Annotated in this window: 17 protein-coding genes; 9 read left to right on the plus strand and 8 right to left on the minus strand. The window is 72.8% G+C overall.

Features of this window, described 5'->3' with window-relative positions:
- The coding region (locus ACGFMK_RS35675; RefSeq protein WP_392772909.1) for an aminopeptidase P N-terminal domain-containing protein at window positions 1-564 on the minus strand (564 nt) is incomplete at its 3' end.
- A 96-nt stretch (window positions 565-660) separates the two neighbouring features.
- Here ACGFMK_RS35675 and ACGFMK_RS35680 point away from each other — a divergent pair.
- Entirely contained in the window at window positions 661-1644 is a 984-nt protein-coding gene (locus ACGFMK_RS35680; RefSeq protein WP_392772912.1) for a LysR family transcriptional regulator, read from the plus strand.
- 13 nt (window positions 1645-1657) lie between these two features.
- Here ACGFMK_RS35680 and ACGFMK_RS35685 read toward each other — a convergent pair whose 3' ends face one another.
- A complete protein-coding gene (locus tag ACGFMK_RS35685; protein ID WP_392772915.1) occupies window positions 1658-2173 on the minus strand; it encodes a bifunctional nuclease family protein in 516 nt (171 codons plus the stop codon).
- 190 nt (window positions 2174-2363) lie between these two features.
- Between ACGFMK_RS35685 and ACGFMK_RS35690 the strand changes: the two genes are divergently transcribed.
- Both ACGFMK_RS35690 and ACGFMK_RS35695 read left to right on the plus strand, forming a co-directional pair.
- The gene (locus tag ACGFMK_RS35690) at window positions 2364-2837 is read left to right on the plus strand and encodes an SRPBCC family protein (RefSeq protein WP_392772918.1); all 474 of its coding nucleotides are present in this window, start codon (window positions 2364-2366) and stop codon (window positions 2835-2837) included.
- Between the two features lie 80 nt (window positions 2838-2917).
- Window positions 2918-4333: an MFS transporter gene (locus ACGFMK_RS35695; protein WP_392772921.1), complete on the plus strand. Its 1416-nt coding sequence runs from the start codon at window positions 2918-2920 to the stop codon at window positions 4331-4333.
- Window positions 4334-4348: 15 nt separating this feature from the next.
- Here ACGFMK_RS35695 and ACGFMK_RS35700 read toward each other — a convergent pair whose 3' ends face one another.
- Entirely contained in the window at window positions 4349-5758 is a 1410-nt protein-coding gene (locus ACGFMK_RS35700) for a PLP-dependent aminotransferase family protein (RefSeq protein WP_392772923.1), read from the minus strand.
- 81 nt (window positions 5759-5839) lie between these two features.
- Here ACGFMK_RS35700 and ACGFMK_RS35705 point away from each other — a divergent pair, with 81 nt between their 5' ends.
- The gene (locus ACGFMK_RS35705; protein WP_392772926.1) at window positions 5840-7063 is read left to right on the plus strand and encodes an MFS transporter; all 1224 of its coding nucleotides are present in this window, start codon (window positions 5840-5842) and stop codon (window positions 7061-7063) included.
- Here ACGFMK_RS35705 and ACGFMK_RS35710 read toward each other — a convergent pair.
- A complete protein-coding gene (locus ACGFMK_RS35710) occupies window positions 6981-8486 on the minus strand; it encodes a helix-turn-helix domain-containing protein (RefSeq protein WP_392772929.1) in 1506 nt (501 codons plus the stop codon). The two genes, ACGFMK_RS35705 and ACGFMK_RS35710, sit on opposite strands and share 83 nt — an antisense overlap.
- Window positions 8487-8639: 153 nt before the next feature.
- On the opposite strand from ACGFMK_RS35710, the gene ACGFMK_RS35715 reads away from it, so the two are divergent.
- Both ACGFMK_RS35715 and ACGFMK_RS35720 read left to right on the plus strand, forming a co-directional pair.
- Window positions 8640-9653, plus strand: a complete 1014-nt coding sequence (locus ACGFMK_RS35715) for an amidohydrolase family protein (RefSeq protein ID WP_392772932.1) — start codon at window positions 8640-8642, stop codon at window positions 9651-9653.
- A gap of 1 nt (window position 9654) precedes the next feature.
- Complete coding sequence (locus tag ACGFMK_RS35720; RefSeq protein ID WP_392772935.1) at window positions 9655-10326, plus strand: iron-sulfur cluster assembly protein; 672 nt, start codon at window positions 9655-9657, stop codon at window positions 10324-10326.
- On the opposite strand, the gene ACGFMK_RS35725 is transcribed toward ACGFMK_RS35720, so the two are convergent.
- From ACGFMK_RS35725 to ACGFMK_RS35740, 4 genes are all read right to left on the minus strand, one after another.
- Window positions 10296-10745, minus strand: a complete 450-nt coding sequence (locus ACGFMK_RS35725) for a hypothetical protein (RefSeq protein ID WP_392772939.1) — start codon at window positions 10743-10745, stop codon at window positions 10296-10298. The two genes, ACGFMK_RS35720 and ACGFMK_RS35725, sit on opposite strands and share 31 nt — an antisense overlap.
- Window positions 10746-10817: 72 nt before the next feature.
- On the minus strand, window positions 10818-11606 hold the full coding sequence (locus ACGFMK_RS35730; RefSeq protein WP_392773047.1) for a hypothetical protein: 789 nt from the start codon (window positions 11604-11606) through the stop codon (window positions 10818-10820).
- Window positions 11607-11699: 93 nt separating this feature from the next.
- The gene (locus ACGFMK_RS35735) at window positions 11700-13193 is read right to left on the minus strand and encodes a CehA/McbA family metallohydrolase (protein ID WP_392772942.1); all 1494 of its coding nucleotides are present in this window, start codon (window positions 13191-13193) and stop codon (window positions 11700-11702) included.
- Between the two features lie 75 nt (window positions 13194-13268).
- Window positions 13269-13589 (minus strand): hypothetical protein, encoded by a 321-nt coding sequence (locus ACGFMK_RS35740; protein ID WP_392772945.1) that lies wholly within the window; start codon window positions 13587-13589, stop codon window positions 13269-13271.
- A 124-nt stretch (window positions 13590-13713) separates the two neighbouring features.
- On the opposite strand from ACGFMK_RS35740, the gene ACGFMK_RS35745 reads away from it, so the two are divergent.
- From ACGFMK_RS35745 to ACGFMK_RS35755, 3 genes are all read left to right on the plus strand, one after another.
- Window positions 13714-15051: a hypothetical protein gene (locus ACGFMK_RS35745; RefSeq protein WP_392772948.1), complete on the plus strand. Its 1338-nt coding sequence runs from the start codon at window positions 13714-13716 to the stop codon at window positions 15049-15051.
- A 73-nt stretch (window positions 15052-15124) separates the two neighbouring features.
- A complete protein-coding gene (locus tag ACGFMK_RS35750) occupies window positions 15125-15364 on the plus strand; it encodes a hypothetical protein (RefSeq protein ID WP_392772951.1) in 240 nt (79 codons plus the stop codon).
- A gap of 267 nt (window positions 15365-15631) precedes the next feature.
- Window positions 15632-21112 (plus strand): carboxyl transferase domain-containing protein, encoded by a 5481-nt coding sequence (locus ACGFMK_RS35755; protein WP_392772954.1) that lies wholly within the window; start codon window positions 15632-15634, stop codon window positions 21110-21112.
- The last annotated feature ends 49 nt before the right edge of the window (window positions 21113-21161 follow it).

Raw genomic sequence — 21161 nt, forward strand, 5'->3', positions numbered from 1 at the left:
CCGCTCGCTGTGGCCCTGCCCGTACGCGTCGAGCACCGGGTCGACCCCGGCGGCGACCAGCACCTGCGGGTGCCGGCCGCGCAGGCCGCGCGGCAGGTCCTCCAGCGGGCGGCACTCGAGGCCGAGGGCCTCGGCGTACGCGGCGGGCGTCGCGGCGGAGCCGACCCAGAGCGGGCTGGTGTCGGCGTCGCCGATGAAGTCGGTCTCGTCGGGCTCGGCCGGGCGGGGGACGTAGAGCGTGGCGTGGTGGCTGTCGCCGGCCGGGGTCAGCACCAGGATCGCGCCTTCCCGCTGGCACCCGGTGAGCCAGACGAAGTCGCTGTCGGCGCGGAAGCCGTGGAAGGTGTCGTTGGACCGCACCACGGCGCGCCCGGCCGCGAGGGCGATCCGCTGCCCGGGCAGCGCCGCGGACAGCCGGCCGCGGTGCGCGGCGGCGGCCTCGGCGGTGCCCGCCGGCACGTCGACGGCGTCCGCGGCGGGCTCCCAGCCCTCGCGGATCCAGTTCCGGAAGCCCTTCGCGCCCAGCAGCGCGCGCAGGTCGGGCCGGGTTCGGTCGCCGGTCATCGGCTCCCCTTCCACCTCGTCGAAGACAGCGTCGGGAAGTCAGCGTCACACCGCGAACACCCGGGGCGTAATGGCCCGCGGCGATAGACTCCGGCTATGGCCCTGGAGATCCGGCAGCTGCGGGCGATCTGCGCCATCGCCGAGGCGGGCAGCCTGTCGCAGGCGGCCGCCGCGCTGGGCGTGTCCCAGCCGTCGCTGACGTCCCTGCTGCAGCGGTTCGAGCGGCAGATCGGCACGCCGTTGTTCGTCCGCAGCCACACCGGCGTCACGCCGACCCCGGCCGGCGAGCAGACGCTGCGGCGCGCTTTGGTGCTGCTGCTGGACTTCGACCGGTTCGAGGCCGATCTCCTCGGCTCGGCCGGCACCGGCCCGCTCCGGCTGGGATCGTCTCAAATGGACTGTCTTCCGACGTTCGTCGAGCGGCTGGACGACGCGCTGCCCGGCCTCGAGGTGACCGTCCACTTGGAACCGTCGAGTGCGGTGCTGGCCCGGTCGCTGGCCCGCGCCACGCTCGACATCGCCGTCATCGCCATGTCGGACGACCAGGAGGTGCCGCTGGCCAAGCACCTCGGGCACCGGGTGCTGCTCCCCTGGATCCCGGTCTTCGTCGGGCTGCCCGCGCGGCACCCGCTGGCCGGCCGGGCCGACGTCGACCTGGCCGACCTCGCCGACGAGGCCTGGATCGGGCCGCCCGGCCCCGAGGACGGTTCGCTGACGTCGCTGCGCGCGGCCGCCCACCGCGCCGGGTTCACCCCGCGGATCCGCTTCGAGTGCCCGAACGGCGGCGGCCGCCAGCTGATCGCGGCCGGGCAGGCGGTGCAGCTGGTCGAGCCCACCGCGCCCGAGCTGCCCGGCATGGTCGTGCGCCCCTTGAAGAACGACCCGATGCGCATGCGGCTCGTGCTGGCCTGGCGCAAGGAGCGCGTGACGTGGGACCAGGCCGAGCAGGTCTACCGCGCGGCCATGACGTCCTACACCCGCCACGCGATGGCCTCGGTCCCGTTCCGGTCGTGGTGGACGCGGCGGCGGAACGAGCGGTCCTGGGACGGCCTGGCCGGCTACTTCGGCGAAAGCGGCTGAGCCGTCCGAGCCCTCAGAGGTCGAAGTCCTCGGGCCGCAGCCCGTCGAGCTCGGCGCGGAAGCGGGCGACCTCGGCCTCGGTGTCGAGCGCGTCGGCCGCCGGGCTCTCGGTCTCCTGCTCCTCGACCTCGAGCTGCACCGACGCGACGTCGAGGACCTCCTCGGCGACCCGGATCGGCGCGCCCTGGCGCAGGCCGAGCGCGACCGCGTCGCTCGGGCGGGCCGACACGCGCGTGCCGTCCACGAGCACGAGGTCGGCGTAGAAGATGCCGTCGCGGACCTCGGTCAGCTCGACCGCCGCGACCCCCTGGCCGAACGCCGAGAGCACGTCGCCGAGCAGCTCGATCGTGCCCGGCCGGGGCTGCTCGATCTGCTCGCGGGCCCGGACCAGGGCCTCCGCCTCGCCGTACCCGATCATGATGGCGAGCCAGCGGCGGGCGCCGTCGGGCTCGCGCAACAGCATCAAGGGGGCCTCACCCGGCACCGGGACGGCCATCCCCACAACTTCGATCGGGATCACGCTAACCACCGCACCCTCCGTGTAAGGACCCTCCGCGCGCGAAGTACCCAGAAAATCCCGTTTTACACCCTGCTTTCGGCCGCTACTTTTTCACCAAGTCGGCCTATGCCTCTGACCACGCCGAACACCGGCTCTTCTCCGCTGCGGACAACGCCGGAACCCCTTGCCCGGTGGCGCCGGCCACTGTCACCGTCGAGGTGTGGAACCGACGATTTCGCGCAGCATCGACGTGCCCGTGGACGCGAGCACGGTGTGGTCGTGGGTCACCGACCTGCCGCGGATGGGCGAGCTGAGCCCCGAGAACATCGGCGGCCGCTGGCTCGACGGCACCGGCCCGGCGCTGGGCGCGCGGTTCCGCGGGCGCAACCGCAACGGCCAGCTGCAGTGGTGGACGCGGGTGCTGGTGGTCGCCTGCGAGCCCGACCGCCGGTTCGCCTTCGACGTGCGGACGCCGCTCGGCTCGCGCGTGTCCCGGTGGGAGTACGTGCTGACGCCGACCGCGACCGGCTGCCTGGTCACCGAGAACTGGTACCGGATCGGCAGCTGGGTCGTGCGGAAGTTCATGGGCCCGAAGGTCACCGGCCGGGTCGACCGGCCCGGCTACAACGTCGAGTCGATCGAGCACACCCTCGCGGCGCTCAAGGCGCGCGCGGAGCTGCGGGCCGCGGCGTGAGCTAGGTCGCTCCGAGCAGCTCAGTCTCTTGTTTAAACCCACTCTCCCGACTAGGTTGCTTTTTCAAACCTAGGAGGGACATGCCCGCCACCGCGCCGAAGCCCGGCCTTGTGCTGCTGGTCGTCTCGACGGCGGCCTTCCTGGCCAGCCTCGACACGTTCATCGTCACCATCGCCTTCCCCGGCATCCGGGCCGCGTTCCCGGGCGACGACCTCGCGACGCTGTCGTGGGTGCTCAACGGCTACACGGTCCTGTTCGCCGCCTGCCTCGCGCCCGCCGGTCGCCTCGCCGACCGTTACGGCCGCAAACGGCTGTTCCTCATCGGCGTCGCGGTGTTCACGCTCGCCTCGGCCGCCTGCGCGATCGCGCCGTCGATCCCGGTGCTGATCGGGTTCCGCGCGGTGCAGGCGATCGGCGCGGCGCTCGTCATGCCGACGTCGCTGGCCTTGCTGCTGACGGCGTTCCCGCCGCACCGGCGGCCGATGGCGGTCGGGGTCTGGGCGTCGGTGGGCGCAGCGGCCGCGGCGCTCGGCCCGCCGGTCGGCGGCCTGCTCGTGGAGGCGTCCTGGCGCTGGGTGTTCCTGGTGAACCTGCCGATCTGCGCGGCGACGCTAGTGGCCGGGCCGCGCGTGCTGCGCGAGTCGCGTGACACGAGCACCGGCGTGCCGGACCTGCTCGGCGCGGCCGGGCTTCTCGTCGGCGTCGGGGCCCTGGCCTACGCGCTGGTCGAGGCGCCCGACCACGGCTGGGGCTCCCCCGGGGTGCTGCTCGCGTTCGCGGTGGCCGTCGTCGCGCTGGCCTGGGTGCCGCTGCGGTCGGCGCGCCACGCCGTGCCGGTGCTGGACCTGCCCGCGCTGCGCGTCCCGACGCTGTGGCTGGCCTGCGTGACCACCGGGGTGTTCGCCGCCGGGTTCGCCGCGATGCTGTTCGGCAACGTCCTGTTCCTGACGTCGGTCTGGCACGACTCGGTGCTGCTCGCCGGGCTGTCACTCGCGCCGGGACCGCTGATGGTGGTGCCGGTGTCGATCCTCGGCGGCCGGTTCGTGCACCGCTTCGGACCGGGCCCGATCGTCGCGCTCGGCGGCGTCTCGTTCGGGCTGGGCGTGCTGATCTGGTTGCTGCGCATGGATTCCACGCGCGACTACGCGGGCGCGATGCTCCCCGGCCAGCTGCTGACCGGGATCGGCGTCGGCCTGATCCTGCCGTCGCTGTCCGGCGTGGTGGGCACGGTCCTGCCGGCCGCCCGCTGGGGCGCGGGGTCGTCGATGGTCAACACGACACGCCAGATCGGCACGGTCCTGGGCGTCGCCGTGCTGGTCGCGATCTTCGCGGGAACTCCCGGCTTGACGGACTTCCGCCGCGGCTGGCTCCTGATCCTGGCCACGGCGGCGGCCACCTCGGCGGGTGGCCTGCTCATCGCGGCGCGGCGCCGGACCGACCACCACGTCGAACCACCCAGCCCTGCCGCGGCTCTCGTGAGTGAGAAACCGGGTTAGAACACTGTTTCTCACTCACGACACCCAGGCACGATCCAACGCCGCGAGACCGTCGTCGATCCTTTCCAGGGGGATCGCGCCGTACCCCAGCACCAGCCCCCGCCCTGGATAGCCGCCGCACAGGTCGGAGAGCGTCTGGACTTCCGCCCCGGCAAGGGAAGCGCGGGCCGCGACGGGCTCGAGGTCGTCGTCGGACAGGGCGCACAGGTGCAGGCCCGCCGCCGACGGGACCAGCCGCAGGCGGTCCGCGAACACCCGGTCCAGCGTCCCGGTGATCCGCTCGTGCCGCTCGGCGTAGACCTTCGTCGCGCGGCGGAGGTGGCGGGCGAACAGCCCTTCGTCGATGAACCGTGCAAGTGCCGCCTGCGCGGGCAGGTCACCGTGCCAGTCGGAGAGCTGGCGGGCGTGGTGCAGCGCGTCCCGCAGCGACGCCGGCGCGACCAGGAAACCCAGGCGCAGCATCGGAAGCAGGGTCTTCGAGAACGAGCCGACGTAGGCGACCCGGCCGTCGCGGTCGAGGCTCTGCAGCGGTTCCAGGGGCCGGTCGGAGAAGCGGAACTCGCTGTCGTAGTCGTCCTCGACGATCACCGCGTCCGCGCGCGCGGCCCACGCGAGCAACGCCGTGCGCCGGGCCAGCGACATCGGCGTACCGAGGGGGAACTGGTGTGACGGCGTGACGTACACCAGGCGCGTCCGCGGGGGCAGGGCGGCGACGTCGAGACCTTCACCGTCGACGGGCACACCGACGACTTCCGCGCCGTGCGACGCGAAGAGCAGCTTCGCGAGCCGGTAGCCGGGTTCCTCGACGGCCACCCGGTCCCCCGGTTCGAGCAGCACCCGGCACAGCAGGTCGAGCGCCTGCTGAGCGCCCTGGGTGACGAGCACGTCGTCCGCGCCCGCCCGCACCGAACGCGAGACGCCGACGTGCCGGGCGATGGCCGCGCGCAGGCCGGGGTGACCGGCCGGGTCGACGTAGTGCGCGAACCACGCGGCGTCCCGCAGCTCCCGCGCGAGGAACCGCCGCCAGGTCTCGAGCGGGAACAACCCGGCGTCGGGGATGCCGACGCGGAAGTCGTACCGCGGAACCTGCTTCACCGGCGCGACCGGCGGCGGCAACGAGCGCCACACGGCCTTCGGCTGCGGCCCGGCACCCGAAGGCGCCTTGCGCGGTTTCGCCCGGGCGGGCAGCTCGGCGCACACGAACGTCCCGGCGCCGACGCGCCCGGTGAGGAACCCGTCGGCGGTCAACCGGTCGTAGGCCACCGCGACGGTGTTGCGCGAGACCGCCAGCCGCCGCGCCAGCTCGCGGGTCGGCGGGAGCCGCTCCCCCGCGCGCAGCCTGCCGTCGAGCACGGCGTCCCGCAGCTGCCGGTAGATCCGGACGCTGAGGTCGCCCCGCCCGGCGAGACTCACGTGGAAGTCCATCCGCCGACGCTACATTGGCCCAATCAACCGGACCACAATTGGATCTGGGATCGGGCCAAGTCGCGATCTACCGTTACCCTCATGACAGTGACTCTGGACCGCCCCGCGAAGGCTCCCAAGACCGCGCCCGGACGGTTGCTCGCGGCCGCCCAGCTGGCCGGCTCCCTCGGCGACGGCGCGTTCCTGACCTGCTCGGTCCTGTTCTTCACGCGGATCGTCGGCCTGACGCCGGCCCAGGTCGGGCTCGGCCTCACGCTCGGCTGGGCCGTCGGCTCGGTCGCCGGCGTGCCCCTCGGCCACCTCGCCGACCGCCACGGCGCCCGCGGCTCCGCGGTGCTGCTGGCCCTCGCGACGAGCGTGTCGATCCTCGCCTTCCTGGTCGTCCGGTCGCCGCTGCTGTTCGTCCTGGCCGCGTGCCTCTACGCCGGCTGCCAGACCGGCCTCGCCGCCGCCCGCCAGGCGCTGCTGGCCGCGCTCGCCGACCCGGAGCACCGCACCCGCATCCGCGCGCAGCTGCAGTCCGCGGGCAACGCCGGTCTCGCCATCGGCGCCGGGCTCGGCGGGCTCGCGCTGTCGGCCGACACGGCGCCGGCGTACCTGACGGTCTTCGTGCTCGACGCCGTGACCTTCCTGGTCACCGCGGCGATGCTCTTCGCGCTCCCCTCCGTCATCACCTCGGCGCCGAGGGAAGGCGAGCCGAAACTGGCCGTGCTGCGCGACCGGCCGTACGCCGTGGTGACGCTGCTCAACGCGATCCTGTTGCTGCGCATGCCGTTGCTGAGTGTCGCGATCCCGCTGTGGGTCGTGGAACGCACCGCCGCGCCGGGCTGGACGGTGTCCGCACTGTTCGTGCTCAACACCGTCGTCGTGGTGCTGTTCCAGGTCCGGGTGGCGGGACGGCTGGCGAGCATCGGCTCGGCGGCGCGGATGGTCCGCCGGTCCGGTGTGCTGCTGTTCGCTTCCTGCGTCGCCTTCGCGCTCTCGGCGTCGGGCACCTCGCCGTGGGTCGCGTTCGCCGTGCTGGTCGTCGGCGCGCTGGTGCAGGTGTTCGGCGAGATGCTGCAGTCGGCGGGCACCTGGGAGATCGGCTTCGCACTCGCGCCGGCCGACAAGCAGGGCCAGTACCAGGGGTTCTTCGGCACCGGGACGTCGGTGGCCCGCGCGATCGGCCCGGTGCTGCTGAGCACGGTCGTCATCGGCTGGGGCCTGCCGGGCTGGCTGCTCATGGGCGCGATCTTCCTGGCCGCGGGCTGGGCGATGGGCCCGGCGGTGCGCTGGGCCAAGACTTCAGCTGCCGCGCGTTGAGCCCGTACTGCGCCATCTTGCGGTAGAGCGTCGCGCGGCCCATGCCGAGCCGCGCGGCCGCGTGCACCACCGTCGCGCCCGGCTCGGACAGGCACCGCACGATCTCGTCGCGTTCCAGGGCCTGCAGCCGGCTCAGCCGGTGCCCGACGCCGGTGAACACCTCAGCCGGCAGGTGCTGGGTGTCGACGACGTCCGAGCGCGCCGCGGCTTCGCGCATCACGCGCCGAAGCTGCTTCGCGTTCTCCGGCCAGTCGTAGGCCATCAGCGCACGCGACGCCGCGGACGTGAAGGTGACGTCGCGGCCGCGGTCCCGCCGGGCGAAGTGGTGGGCCAGCGGGAGGACGTCGTCGGGCCGGAACCGCAGCGCCGGCACCTCGACGACCCGGTCGACCAGCGGGCTCAGCGCGGCGGGCAACGCACCGGCGTCCTCCGCGGTGAGCACGAACGGGACCAGACCGCCCACCGCGCGCGCCTCGGTGAACAGCCGCGCCAGCTCCTCCGCCGCCCACGCGGGCAGCGCGTCCACGCCCGACACGATGACGCACGTGTCGTCCTTGGTCAGCTCGGGCGTCCAGAGCGTCAGCCACGTGTCGACGTCGTCGGGCGCGGGCGGGCGCGCGTTGAGCACGCGGTCGCGGGGCCGTACCTCCCGGTGCGCGAGCGCGGCCAGCGCCGTCTTGCCCGCGCCCGGTTCGCCGACGACGGCGACGGCCCGGCCACCCGCCAGCGCCGCCCGCGTCTCGGCGAACGCAGTGGTCCACGCGGGTGAGAGCCGCGGCAGGGTGCCGGGGTCGACGCGGTCGGCGTAGACCCGGAACACCTCGCCGCGAGGAGTCGGGCGGGCGATCCGGCCGGACGCGCGGGCCAGCATCAGCGCCGCGGTGTTCCCGGCCGCGGCCTGGGCCAGCGCCAGCAGCAGCTCGGAAGACTGCTCCGACCAGGTCGTCAGGTTGACGCTCCCGGCGAGCGTGCCGGTGAGCGGGTCCAGCACCGGCACCGCCGCGCAGGTGTATCCGCGCAGGTCGGTGCAGTAGTGCTCACCGCCGCGCACCAGCGACGGCGCCCGGTCGGCGAGCGCCAGGCCGAGCCCGTTGGTGCCCGCGTTGCTCTCGGCGTAGGAGAAACCGGGCGCGAGGTACACCTTGTCGAGCGAGCGGCTGATCGAGGCGTCCGTGCAGAGGCGGTTCAGCACCAGGCCTTCGCTGTCGGTGATCATCAGGCTGATCGGCTCGTTGACCAGGGTCGCCTGCAGGCCGCGCAGCACTTCGGTGCCGCATTCGTAGAGCAGTGAGCCGGTGTCGACCGCGCCCGAGAACACCGGGAGGACCTCGTCCTCGGGCACGCCGTAGCGCTCGCTGCGCTGCCAGGACGCCCGCAGCCGGGGTGCGAACGACCGCGTGACGTGCGCCTGCGGGTTCCCCACCGCGACCTCCGTTGCGTCGGATTCCCCCAGGCTAGGGCCGCCGGGCGCGCCCGCTTGTCTCATATCGAGACACCGGGTGGGTCCCCGAGCGGCGCCCGCGTGCCTACCGTCGCCGGCACGGGCCAACGGAGGTCACGAACGCGGAGGACGCACATGTACAGCAAGGACGGCGAAAACTACTTCATCGTGGACGCCCACGTGGCGCTCTGGGACGCGCGCCCGGAGAACCAGCGCAACATCCACGGCAAGCAGTTCATCGACTGCTTCTACGACTACCACCGCAACCTCAGCCCGGAGTCCGAGGTCTGGCCGTACGAGGACTACCTCTACCAGGGCGGCGAGCGGCTGCTGAAGGACCTGTTCGAGGACGGCTACGTCGACCACGCGATCTTCCAGCCCGCCCACCTCGGCGCGTTCTACCACAACGGTTTCGGCCAGACCGAGGAAGCGTTCGCGCTGACGCGGAAGCACCCGGGCAAACTGACCTACAACCACAACTTCGACCCGCGGCTCGAACAGGCCGGGCTCGACCGGTTCAAGAGCGACGCCGAACGCTTCGGCCTCAAGGGCGTCAAGCTCTACACCGCCGAGTGGCAGGGTGGTTCGCGGGGGTACAAGCTGAACGACCCGTGGACGTACAAGTACCTGGAAGCCTGTCAGGAACTGGGCGTCAAGAACATCCACGTCCACAAGGGACCGACGATCCGGCCCCTCGACCGTGACGCCTTCGACGTCGCCGACGTCGACCACGCGGCCACCGACTTCACCGACCTGAACTTCGTCGTCGAGCACTGCGGGCTGCCGCGGCTGGAGGACTTCTGCTGGATCGCCACGCAGGAGCCGAACGTGCACGCGGGCCTCGCGGTGGCGATGCCGTTCATCCACACCCGGCCGAAGTACTTCGCGCAGATCGTCGGCGAGCTGCTTTACTGGCTGGACGAGGACCGCATCCAGTTCTCCAGCGACTACGCGATCTGGACGCCGAAGTGGCTGGTCGAGCGGTTCGTCGACTTCCAGATCCCGGAGGACCTGCCGGAGTACGCGCCGCTGACGGTGAACCAGAAGAAGAAGATCCTCGGGCTCAACGCGGCGAAGATGTACGACATCCCGGTGCCGTCGGAGCTGCAGCTCGCACCCGTCGAGACCCAGGCCGTCTCGGTGGCCTGAGGTGGACGCCCGCACCGCGCTGGACGCGGTTCTCGACCCGGAGCTCGACGAGCCCATCACCGACCTGGGTTTCGTTCGTTCGGTGGACGTCGACGGCGGCCGCGTCACCGTCCACTTGCGACTCCCGACGTCGTTCTGCGCACCGAACTTCGCCTACCTGATGGCATCGGACGCGAAGGACGTGCTGACGGCGTTGCCCTGGACGACCGAGGTCGTCGTCCTGCTCGACGACCACCACGACTCGGACCTGATCAACCGCGGCCTCGCGGCGGACGCGGGCTATCGCGGCACGTTCGGCCACGAGGCGGAGGAGGACCTCGAAGAGCTGCGGCGGACGTTCCGGCGCAAGGCCCACCAGGCCGCGATGGAACGCGCGCTGACGGTCCTCGTACGCGCGGACGAGCACGTCGACCTGCACGCGGTGACGCTCGCCGACTTACCGGACGTGCCCGCGACTCCCGCTTTGGTGCGCCGTCGCGAGGCGCTCGGGCTGTCGCTCGACCCGTCGGCGCCGGTGCTGGTCGACGAGCACGGGACGCCGTTCCCCCGCGAGGAGATCCCGCTGCGGCTGCGGTTCGCGCGATCGGTCCGGATCTCCATCGAGGGCAACGCGCACTTCTGCCGCGGTTTGCTTCGTACCCGTTACCCGGAGTCCACTGTGGAGGCTTCCTGAAAGCGGTCGCGGTAGCCGACCCCGGACCAGTAGACCGGGGTGAGGCTGCGGATCCGCGCCAAGTCGGTCCGGGTGGTGGCGAAGTCGGCGGTGAACGGGGTCGCGTCGGCTCGGGTGCCGGCCAGCTCGAGGACGGTGACCGGTGATCCACCGGTCACCCTCGCCGGCAGCTGCCGGACGCCGGTCACGCGCGGTGGCGTGTCACCCGGGCGCCAGCCGACGCTCGCGGCGAAAGCCGCTTCGCTGCGGCATTGCTCCTCGCTCGCGGCGACCACGGCGCAGAAGTTCGGCTGCCTGGCCAGCGAAACCGCCGTGGCGAGCAGGGACTCCGCTTCGGCGCGCGACACCGGCTCCGGCAGGTTCGCCGGACCGGCGGGCCGGTCCGGCGAACCGCAGGCGGCGAGGCCGGCGACAACCACGGCGACCGCCGGCCGCACGGCAACCGCGCTTCGGTGCCTTCACGGGCTTCGAGCCTCCTCGGCGGTGGGGCCTCACTGGCTGGGCGGGGCCGCCGGAGCCTGGTGCAGCGAGAGATCCGGACCGGCGGCGGTGTCCTGGGCCCAGGCCCCGGACGCCGCCGTCCACGTCTGGCCGGCGAAGCTCACCTTGTCGACGCCCAGCGCCTCCGCGCGGCCGACCAGCCAGCTCGCGTACGTCCAGCCCTGGGCCGCCGGGTGCGCTCCGCTCAACCGTGAAGTGCCCAGCTCTGCCGTCGCCGAAGCCGCGATGTCCGCGGGCGGCGCCAGGGTCAGGTTGCGGCAGGTCAGCGACGCCGGCCACTGGCCGGTGAACGCCGCCGCCATCGCCCGCGACTGCGGCTCCCACTGCGCGTAGGCGTCCGGGGCCCCCGAGCGCTGGATGGCCTGCGCCGCCTCGGTGATCGGCATCGTCTCCCAGCCCGGCAGCTTCTCGAGCTTCTCGTAGAACGCCGTCGCCGCGTAGACCGGGTCACGCAGCTGCGCGACCGTGCCCCAGCCTTGGCTGGGCCGCTGCTGGAACAGGCCGACCGAGTCGCGGTCGCCGCCCTCCAGGTTCTGCAGCTTCGACTCCTGCAGCGCCGTGGCCAGCGCGATAGTCGCCGCGTGCGGGGCCAGGCCCAGCTTGGTGCCGACGGCCGAGATCGTCGCCGCGTTGGTCATCTGCTCCGGCGTGAACGTGACGGACGTCGCGTTCTCCCCCGGAGGCGTCACCGTGCACCCGGGTGTCCGGACCGGGCTGCGCACGAGCACCGACACCACGACGATCCCCGCCGTCAGCACGACGACCGCCCCCAGGAAGATGGCCACCTTCAGGCCACATCCACGCACACTGCCTCCCCGTCACCCGTTCGCACCAGTCTGCCCTGTCGGAAGACGCGGGACGCGGGGCGGGGTTCAGTGGCCGGTGCCGAGGAAGATCGGGTTGGACATCGCGACCATGGCGTTGGGCATCGTCGTGTTCGGGCCGCCCGACGGACGCCGGACCTCGACGCGCACCCAGCGGCTGTAGCGGGGGTAGGTCGTCCACGTGACGGTCGCCGTGCCGGAGTCGCCGATGGTCTCGGTGTGCTCCGGGCCCAGCTGGTCGAGGAACGTCACCGTCGTGCCCGGCACGCCGCCGACCGCCGCGCCGACCGTCACCGGCGTGCCGATCCCCACCGGGAGCCGGTCGCCGATGCCCGCGGTGCGGCCGCCGCCGGAGACCGTGAAGTCGAGCTGGACCGCGGACGACTCGGCCAGCCACGACCGGCCGGCCTTCAGCCCGGCCAGGAGTTCCTTGCGGCGCAGGCGGTCGGCGTACACGACGGTGTGCGGCAGCGCGACGCGCTGGTCCGGGTTGTGCGCGTCCGAGTCGCCGATCGCCGGGATGAACCGGCCGCCGCGCAGCAGGCCGTCCCAGTGGATGACGCTCGCCTCGTCGTCCTGGGTCCACGGCCCGTTCCACACCTCGACGAGGTCGGCGATCTCGTAGGCGAACTCGTACGTGCAGCCGAAGCAGTTGGCGAACGGGTGCGCGGCGGTGACGAGGCCGCCCGCGCGGTGCACCTGGTCGGTGAACCGGCGGAAGTCCTGCGGATCGGCCGCGCGGTAGCGCCAGTCGATCCAGGTGCCGGCGGGCAGGCCGAGCGCGGGCCAGTGCCCGGAGCGCGTCGTCACCTCTTCGCCGTTGAGGATCAGCAGGTCGTCCGTGGCGTGCTCACCCCACTGCAGCTGCGCGCTGGAGGTGTTGTGGTCGGTCGAGACGATGAAGTCCAGGCCGGCGGCACGGGCGTCGGCGACCAGCTGCTCCGGGGTGCGGCGGCCGTCGGAGTGCACGGTGTGCAGGTGGCCGTCGCCGCGGTACCAGGCGCGGCCCTTCTCGCGGGCGGGCGCGGTCTCCGGCGCCGGGTTCGGCTGGAACGGCGCGCCGTCCGGGCCGAAGGTGAGCGTGATGTCCACTTTGTAGTTCAGGCCCTGCGGCGCGACGGTGTACGGGCCGAGGATGACGTGCCAGCGGCCGGGCTTGACCGGCCCGGCGAGGTAGCCGGGGGTCGCTTCGGACGCGCTGATCGAGAACCGGTCGCGGAACCCGCCGGACCAGCCGCGGAACCCGCGGGCGTTGCCCAGGTCGTGGCCCTCCGGGCCGAACATGCCGATGTCACAGGCGTTCCCGCGGGTGCCGGCGGGCACCTGAGGTTTGTCGTAGGAGTACACGACGTCGATCTGCCTGACCCCGCGCGGGACGTCGACGGGCAGGTAGTACCAGTCCGGGATGTCCGGCTTGAAGGTGCCGGTGACGGTCCGCGTCTGCGTACCGCCTGACTGCTCGGCGAACGCGACGCCCGGGAGCGTCCCCGCGGCCGCGGCCAGCCCGCCCGCTCGCAGCACCGTACGCCTGCTGACATCCATGCCGACCTCCGCATCAGTGACGGCCCGACGCTAGGTCAGGAACGCGAACGCGGACAAGAACCGGCGGTGAACTCTTCACCTCCTCGCCCGCTTGGCGACAACTCTCACCACCGCGACCACGGTGACGGCCGCGGCGAGCCCGAGCCGCGTCAGGTCGAGGGCCGGCACCCACTTCGCGGTGCCGTTCCGCAGGACGAACGCCCCGGCGGGCCGCGCGAGCACCCCGAACCCGGCGCCCTCCCGCAGGGGCAGCGCGTCCGTGTCGCCACCACCCCCGCCCCCGAACACCGCGGCGGCCGGGATCACGACGACACCGTCCCGTTCGACCGGTTCGCCGTAGACCAGCTTCGCGGAGAAGACCGCCCGCGCGGCCGAGGCCAGGTGCCCGAGTTCCATCCGGACATCCTGACGGCGGTTCGCGGGTCGCCGCGTCTCGTCCGCGGCGGAAACCGGTTGCCGCCGCGGACGAGACGCGCGATCCTGTCCGGTTCCGCACCGGGCGGGACGATCGGAGACGACGATGAGCCCGTCGACGCGCGGCCTGGCGGCCAACCCCGCGTTGCCCGCTCCCCTGCTGGACCACTTGGTCGCCACCGCGGACGAGGAGACCGGCCCGGTCCTCGCCGGTCACCCCGGCCTGACGGCCGCCCACGCGTGTGTCCTGGCCGCCCGTGGTGACGCGGAGGTGCTGTACCCGCTGCTGGAACGCGGCCTGATCGCCCCGGCCGACGTGCCGTCCGGGGATCCGTGGCGCGGGCTGGCCGTGCTGGCGCACCCCGACGCCGGCCCCGGGTGGTTCGACCGGCTGGCGGCCGATCCCGACCCGGTGCTCCGGTGCGAGCTGAGCGCCCGGTTCCCGCTCCCGGCGCGGATCGTCGAGCGGCTGCTGACCGACCCGGACCTCGACGTGGTCACCTCGGCGGCCCGGTGCCAGTCGCTCTCCGAGGAGCTCGCCGTCCGGCTGGCTTCCGACGCCCGGCCTGTGGTCCGCCGGGCGGTCGCCGCGAACGAGCACACCCCGCCGGACGTGCTGCTCCGCCTGCTGCCCGACCCGGATCCCCAGGTCATGCACCTGCTGGCCGGCAATCCGGCGATGCCGCCGGACGTGCTGCGGCACCTGGTCGGCGGCCGGTCCGTTCGCGCCGGTCAGCTGACCCGCTGGAAGCTGGCCTCCCGCACCGATCTCGCGGACGACGTCTACGCCGTGCTGGCCGAGGACGACCTGCCCGGCGTCCGCCGGGACCTCGCGGCCAACCCGGCGGCCGTCGCCCTCCTGCCGCGGCTGCTCGCCCGCGACCGCAGCCGCGAAATCCGGCAGCGCGCGGCCGTCAACCCCTTGATCCCCCTGACATCGCTGGTGCGGCTGGCCGCCGAGACGAAGATCGGGGCCGGCCTCGTGCCGCGCGTCGCCACCGCGACCGAGGCGGAGCTGCGCATCCTGGCCGGGGCACCCGCGGCGCAGGTCAGGCGCTTGGCGGCGGCCCGGGAAGACCTGCCGTCCGACCTTCTCGAGCGCTTCACCGCCGACCCCGACGCGGGCGTCGCCAAGGCCGTCGCGGCGAACCCGCGGCTCGGCCCGGCACAGCTGCGGACCCTCGCCCGGCACGGCTCACCCGTGCACGCGCGGCTCGCGGCGAACCCGCGGTGCCCCGGCGACCTCGCCCGGCGGATGCTCGGCGGCGCGTCCGTGCGCACCCTGCGTGAGCTGGCCCGGCAGCCCGGCCTCGCACCGGAGTCCATTGTGGAACTTCTCGGCCACGCCGACGACCGCGTGGTGACGGCGGCCGCGGCCAACCCGGGCCTCCCGGTCGCGGCGATGGCGGACCTCGCGGACGAATTCTTCCCCTCCGGCGTGTGAACCCGGGGTATCCGGGGCATCAACCCTTGACACCTGTGCTCGGGGAGAACGCCCGTACCGAGGGGAGACCGCGATGACTTTCGACTTCGTCAGCCGCTGGAGGGGCCGGCATCGCGAACGGCCCGGAGTCTCCGTGGACCTCGCCTGCGGCGGCCGCGTCACCCTGCGTGAGATCGACGGGCGGCCCGTGCTGGCCATCACCACCGCGCCCGGGCCGGACGGGCGGTGCAGCGTAGCCGCCGTGCCGTTGTCGGAGGCCGAACGCCGGGAACTGGGGCAGGTACTGGAGTCGGACGTGCTGCTGGCCTCCTGAACATAGGGGTGGCAACGAGATGTTTTCCTAGTCACCCCCGGCGTAGGGTTCCCCGTGTGCTTTGTGGCAGTCCTCGCGAGAATCCGGCGTCGCGCAGTGTGGCGCCGGTCGCTTTTTGTGGGGTTCCCACAAAGCATCGCCTCCGGCATGCGCCATGCCGGACATTGGCCCACCGGTCGGTCATCGACCAGGGTGTAGGCAGGTGCAGGCGACGCCCCGGGGCAGGTGCGTCGCCTTCTGTGCGTGGGTACTTGGGAGGCTCAGCCGGTGTTCAGTCGTGTCGCCATCGTCAACCGCGGAGAGGCCGCGATGCGGCTGATCCACGCCGTGCGGGATCTCTCGGCGGAAACCGGGGAGCGGATCGAGACGGTCGCCCTCTACACCGACGCGGACCGCACCGCGACCTTCGTCCGCGAAGCCGACGTGGCCTACAACCTGGGCCTGGCTTCGGCGCGGCCGTACCTCGACCTGGGGGTGCTGGAGAAGGCCCTCGTCGACACGAAGGCCGACGCCGCCTGGGTCGGCTGGGGCTTCGTCGCTGAGGACCCCGCCTTCGCCGAGCTGTGCGAGAAGGTCGGCGTCACGTTCGTCGGGCCGAGCGCCGACGCGATGCGCAAGCTCGGGGACAAGATCGGCGCCAAGCTGATCGCCGAAGAGGTCGGTGTCCCGGTCGCGCCGTGGAGCCGCGGCGAGGTGGCCACCCTCGAGGACGCGCTGCGCGCCGGCGACGAGATCGGCTACCCGCTGATGCTCAAGGCGACCGCGGGCGGCGGCGGGCGCGGCATCCGCATGGTGGCCTCCGGCGAAGACCTCGCCGACGCCTACGAGCGCACCAGCCAGGAAGCGCTGCGCGCGTTCGGCTCCGGTGTCGTGTTCCTGGAGCGCCTGGTCACCGGTGCCCGCCACGTCGAGGTCCAGGTGATCTCCGACGGCGGCACAGCGTGGGCACTGGGTGTGCGCGACTGCTCGGTGCAGCGCCGCAACCAGAAGATCATCGAAGAGTCCGCCTCCCCGGTGCTGGGCCCGGAGCAGACGGCCGAGCTGAAGGCCTCGGCCGAGCGGCTCGCCGTCGCCGTCGGCTACCGCGGCGCCTGCACCGTCGAGTTCCTCTACCACCCGGGCGAGAAGCTGTTCGCCTTCCTCGAGGTCAACACCCGCCTGCAGGTCGAGCACCCGATCACCGAGATCACCACCGGCACCGACCTGGTCAAGCTGCAGCTGCACGTCGCCGGCGGAGGCAAGCTCGAAGGCGAGCAGCCCGCCGAGAGCGGCCACGCCGTCGAGGCACGGCTCAACGCCGAAGACCCCGACCGCGACTTCGCGCCTTCCCCCGGCCGCATCGCCCGGCTGGCGCTGCCCGCCGGCCCCGGCATCCGCGTCGACACCGGGGTCAGCGAAGGCGACACGATCCCGGCCGACTTCGACTCGATGATCGCGAAGATCATCGCCTACGGCCGCGACCGCGAGGAGGCGCTCGCCCGGCTACGCCGCGCGATGGCCGAGACCGTCGTGATCATCGAGGGCGGCGCGACCAACAAGAGCTTCGTGCTCGACCTGCTCGACCAGCCCGAGGTGATCGACGCCAGCGCCGACACCGGCTGGATCGACCGCGTCCGCGCCGAGGGCCGTCTGGTCACCCACCGGCACTCCGCGATCGCGCTGGCCGCGGCGGCCATCGAGGCCTACCAGGACGAGGAAGAGGTTTCCGTCCAGCGGCTGCTGACCACCGCGTACGGCGGCCGCCCGCAGGTGCAGCACGAATCCGGCCGTCCGCTGGACCTCAAGCTGCGCGGTGTCGGCTACCGCGTCACCGTGGCCCGCTGCGGCCAGAAGCGCTTCCGCGTCGGCATCTCGGGCGGCGGCGACGTGCACCCGGCCGACGTCGAGATCGAGCGGTTCGACGCCCACAGCGGCCTGATCGTCGTCAACGGCCAGCGCTTCCGGTTCATCTCCGCCACGCACGGCCCGATTCACCTCGTCGAGGTCGACGGCGTCACGCACCGGATCAGCCGCGACGAAGGCGGCGTCGTCCGCTCCCCCGCGCCCGCGCTGGTCGTCGCGACGCCGCTGTCGGTGGGCGACGAGGTCGAGGCGAACGCGCCGATCCTGGTGCTGGAGAGCATGAAGATGGAGACGGTGCTGCGCGCGCCGTTCCGCGCCCGGGTCCGCGAGTGCCCGGTGTCGGTGGGCAGCCAGGTCGAGACCGGCGCCCCGCTGATGCGGCTCGAGCCGCTGGCCGACGGCGCCGAAGAGGAAGCCGCCACCGAGACCGAGACCGTCGAGATCGAGCTGCCCGCCGAGCCGTCGGGCGTTTCCGCCGAAGCCCGGGTCGAACGCGGCCTGCAGGACCTCCGCAGCCTGCTGCTGGGCTTCGACGTCGACCCGGCCGAGCGCAAGCGCGTGCTGTCGGCCTACCTGGCCGCCCGCGCCGAGCTGGGCCCCCGCCCGCTCGAGGGCGAGCGCGAGCTGCTGACCGTGTTCGCCGACCTGTCCGAGCTGAGCCGCAACAAGCCGGGCGGCGAGCTCGACACCGAGCCGGGCAGCCCGGTGCACAGCGCGCGGGAGTTCTTCCACAGCTACCTGCAGAGCCTCGACGTCGAGCGCGCGGGCGTCACCGAAGGCTTCCAGGCCAAGCTGACGAAGGTCCTCGGCCACTACGGCGTCACCGACCTCGACCGCACGCCGGAGCTGGAAGGCGCGGTCTTCCGGATCTTCCTGGCGCAGCAGCGGATGTCGTCGGACGTCGCCGTCGTCTCCGAGCTGCTGCGGCAGTGGCTGGCCGGCGCCCCGCCGCTCGAGTCGGACAGCGAGCGCGCCGGGCTCACCCTGGAGCACCTGGTCGAGGCGACGCAGGTGCGCTTCCCGACGGTCTCCGACCTGGCCCGCGGCGTGGTGTTCCGCTGGTTCGCCCAGCCGCTGCTGCGCCGCAGCCGCGCCCGCGTCTACGCCGCGGTCCGCGACGAGCTGCGTCATCTCGACCGGAACCCGGACTCGCCGGACCGCGCCGAGCGGATCCAGACCATGGTGGCCAGCGCCGAGCCGCTGGTCCGGCTGATCGGCCAGCGGATCGGGCGGCCCGGCCGCGACCACGCGCCGCTGCTGGAGGTCCTGACCCGCCGCTACTACGGCAACCGCGGGCTGGCCGAGGTCACCGCGCACGACGTCGCGGGCTGCCGGTTCGTCACCGCCGAGCACACCGGGCGCCACGGCGTGACGCGGGTGGTCACCACCGCCGTCGACATCGCCGCCCTGCCCGACGCGATCGGCGCGGTCGGCACGTTCGCCGCCGACGTCCCCGAGCGCGGCCTGGTCGCCGACCTCTACGTCACGTGGGAGGGCCAGCCGGACGCCGACGCGATGGCCGTGCGGCTCGGGGAGATCCTCGCCGGGCAGTCGCTGCCCGCCGGGGTCCGCCGGATCACCACCACCGTGGCCGGCACCAGCGGCGCGGTGATGCACCACCACTTCACCTTCCGCCCCGACGGCGACGGCTTCGCCGAGGACAGGCTGATCCGCGGCCTGCACCCGATGATCGCGCAGCGCCTGCAGCTGCAGCGGCTGCGCGAGTTCGACCTCACCCGGCTGCCGTCGTCGGACGAGGAGATCTACCTCTTCAAGGCGGTCGCCAAGAGCAACCCGGCCGACGAGCGCCTCATCGCGATGGGCCAGGTCCGCGACCTGACCCCGCTGCGGGAAGCCGACGGCCGGCTGGTCTCGCTGCCCGCGGTCGAAGACGCGATCACCGCGTGCCTCGACGCGATCCGCAACATCCAGGCGCAGCGGCCGCAGAACAAGCGGTTCGACACCAACCGGATCATGATGTACGTCTGGCCGTCGACCGAGATCACCCCGGAAGAGCTGAACACGCTGGTCCAGCGCATCCTGCCGACCACGGCGGGCGCCGGGCTGGAGGAGGTCCAGTTCCTGGCGCGGCAGCGCGCCCACTCCGGCGAGCTGTCCGAGATCGCCGTCCGGATCACCCTCGACCCGGGCAACGGCGCGCGCCTGCACGTCGGCGCGCCGACCGACGAGCCGCTGCAGCCGCTGGACGACTACCGCCAGAAGGTGCTGCGCGCGGCGCGGCGCGGCAACGTCTACCCGTACGAGCTGACCGGCCTGCTCTCCGGGCCGGAAGGCAGCTTCGTCGAGCACGACTTCGACGAGGCCGGGGCGCTGGTGCCGGTGGATCGCCCGAAGGGCAAGAACTCCGCGGCGATCATCGCGGGCGTGGTGACCACGCCGACCGAGCGGCACCCCGAGGGCGTCACCCGCGTCGTGCTGCTCGGCGACCCGACGAAGGCGCTGGGCGCGCTGTCGGAGCCGGAGTGCTCGCGGGTCATCGCGGCGCTGGACCTGGCCGAGCGGATGCAGGTCCCGCTCGAGTGGTTCGCGGTGTCCGCGGGCGCCCGGATCTCGATGTCCTCGGGCACCGAGAACATGGACTGGGTCGCCGCGGCGCTGAAGCGGATCGTCACGTTCACCCAGGACGGCGGCGAGATCAACGTCGTGGTCGTCGGCATCAACGTCGGTGCCCAGCCGTACTGGAACGCCGAAGCGACGATGCTCATGCACACCAAGGGCGTCCTGATCATGACGCCGGACTCGGCGATGGTGCTCACCGGCAAGCAGGCGCTGGACTTCTCCGGTGGCGTGTCGGCCGAGGACAACTTCGGCATCGGCGGTTACGACCGCGTGATGGGCCCGAACGGCCAGGCGCAGTACTGGGCGCCGAACCTGACGGCCGCCCGCGACGTGCTGATGTCGCACTACGACCACACCTACGTCGTGCCGGGTGAGACCGGCCCGCGCCGGGCCACCTCGAACGACCCGGTGGACCGCGACGTCTCGCCGTACCCGCACGCGATCGTCGGCAGCGACTTCAAGACGGTCGGCGAGATCTTCTCGGCCGAGCACAACCCGGACCGCAAGAAGGCCTTCGACATCCGCACGGTGATGCGTGCGCTGTCGGACCAGGACCACCCGGTGCTGGAGCGCTGGGCGGGCATGGCCGACGCCGACACCTCGGCGGTGCAGGACGTGCACATCGGCGGCTGGCCGGTCTGCCTGGTCGGCATCGAGTCGCGTTCGGTGCCCCGCCGCGGCTTCCCGCCCACCGACGGCCCGGACGCCTACACCGCGGGCACGCTGTTCCCGCGGTCGTCGAAGAAGACCGCGCGGGCGATCAACGCGGCGTCGGGCAACCGGCCGCTGGTGGTGCTGGCGAACCTCTCCGGGTTCGACGGCTCGCCGGAGTCGCTGCGGAAGCTGCAGCTGGAGTACGGCGCGGAGATCGGCCGGGCGATCGTCAACTTCGACGGCCCGATCGTGTTCTGCGTGATCTCCCGCTACCACGGCGGCGCGTTCGTGGTGTTCTCCAAGGCGCTCAACCCGAACATGACGGTCCTGGCGCTGGAGGGCTCGTTCGCCTCGGTTCTGGGCGGCGCCCCGGCCGCGGCGGTGGTCTTCTCCGGCGAGGTCAACAACCGCACGGCGACCGACCCGCGGGTGACGGAGCTGCAGGCCCGGGTGTCGGCGGCCAGCGGCGCCGAGCGGGCGGCGTTGAACGCCCAGCTGGCGGAGGTCCAGTCCTCGGTGCGCGCCGAGAAGGTCGGCGAGGTGGCCGCGGAGTTCGACCGCGTCCACAACATCCAGCGCGCGGTCGAGGTCGGCTCGGTCGACGCGATCATCAGCGCGGCGGAGCTGCGGCCGCGGATCATCGAGTCGATCGAACACGGCCTGAAGAAGTAGCAACGGCTCGGCGAGGGCGGCACTTTCCCGTGAAAGTGCCGCCCTTGCC

It is taken from the genome of Amycolatopsis sp. NPDC049252 (assembly GCF_043197175.1).
Lineage (GTDB): Bacteria > Actinomycetota > Actinomycetes > Mycobacteriales > Pseudonocardiaceae > Amycolatopsis.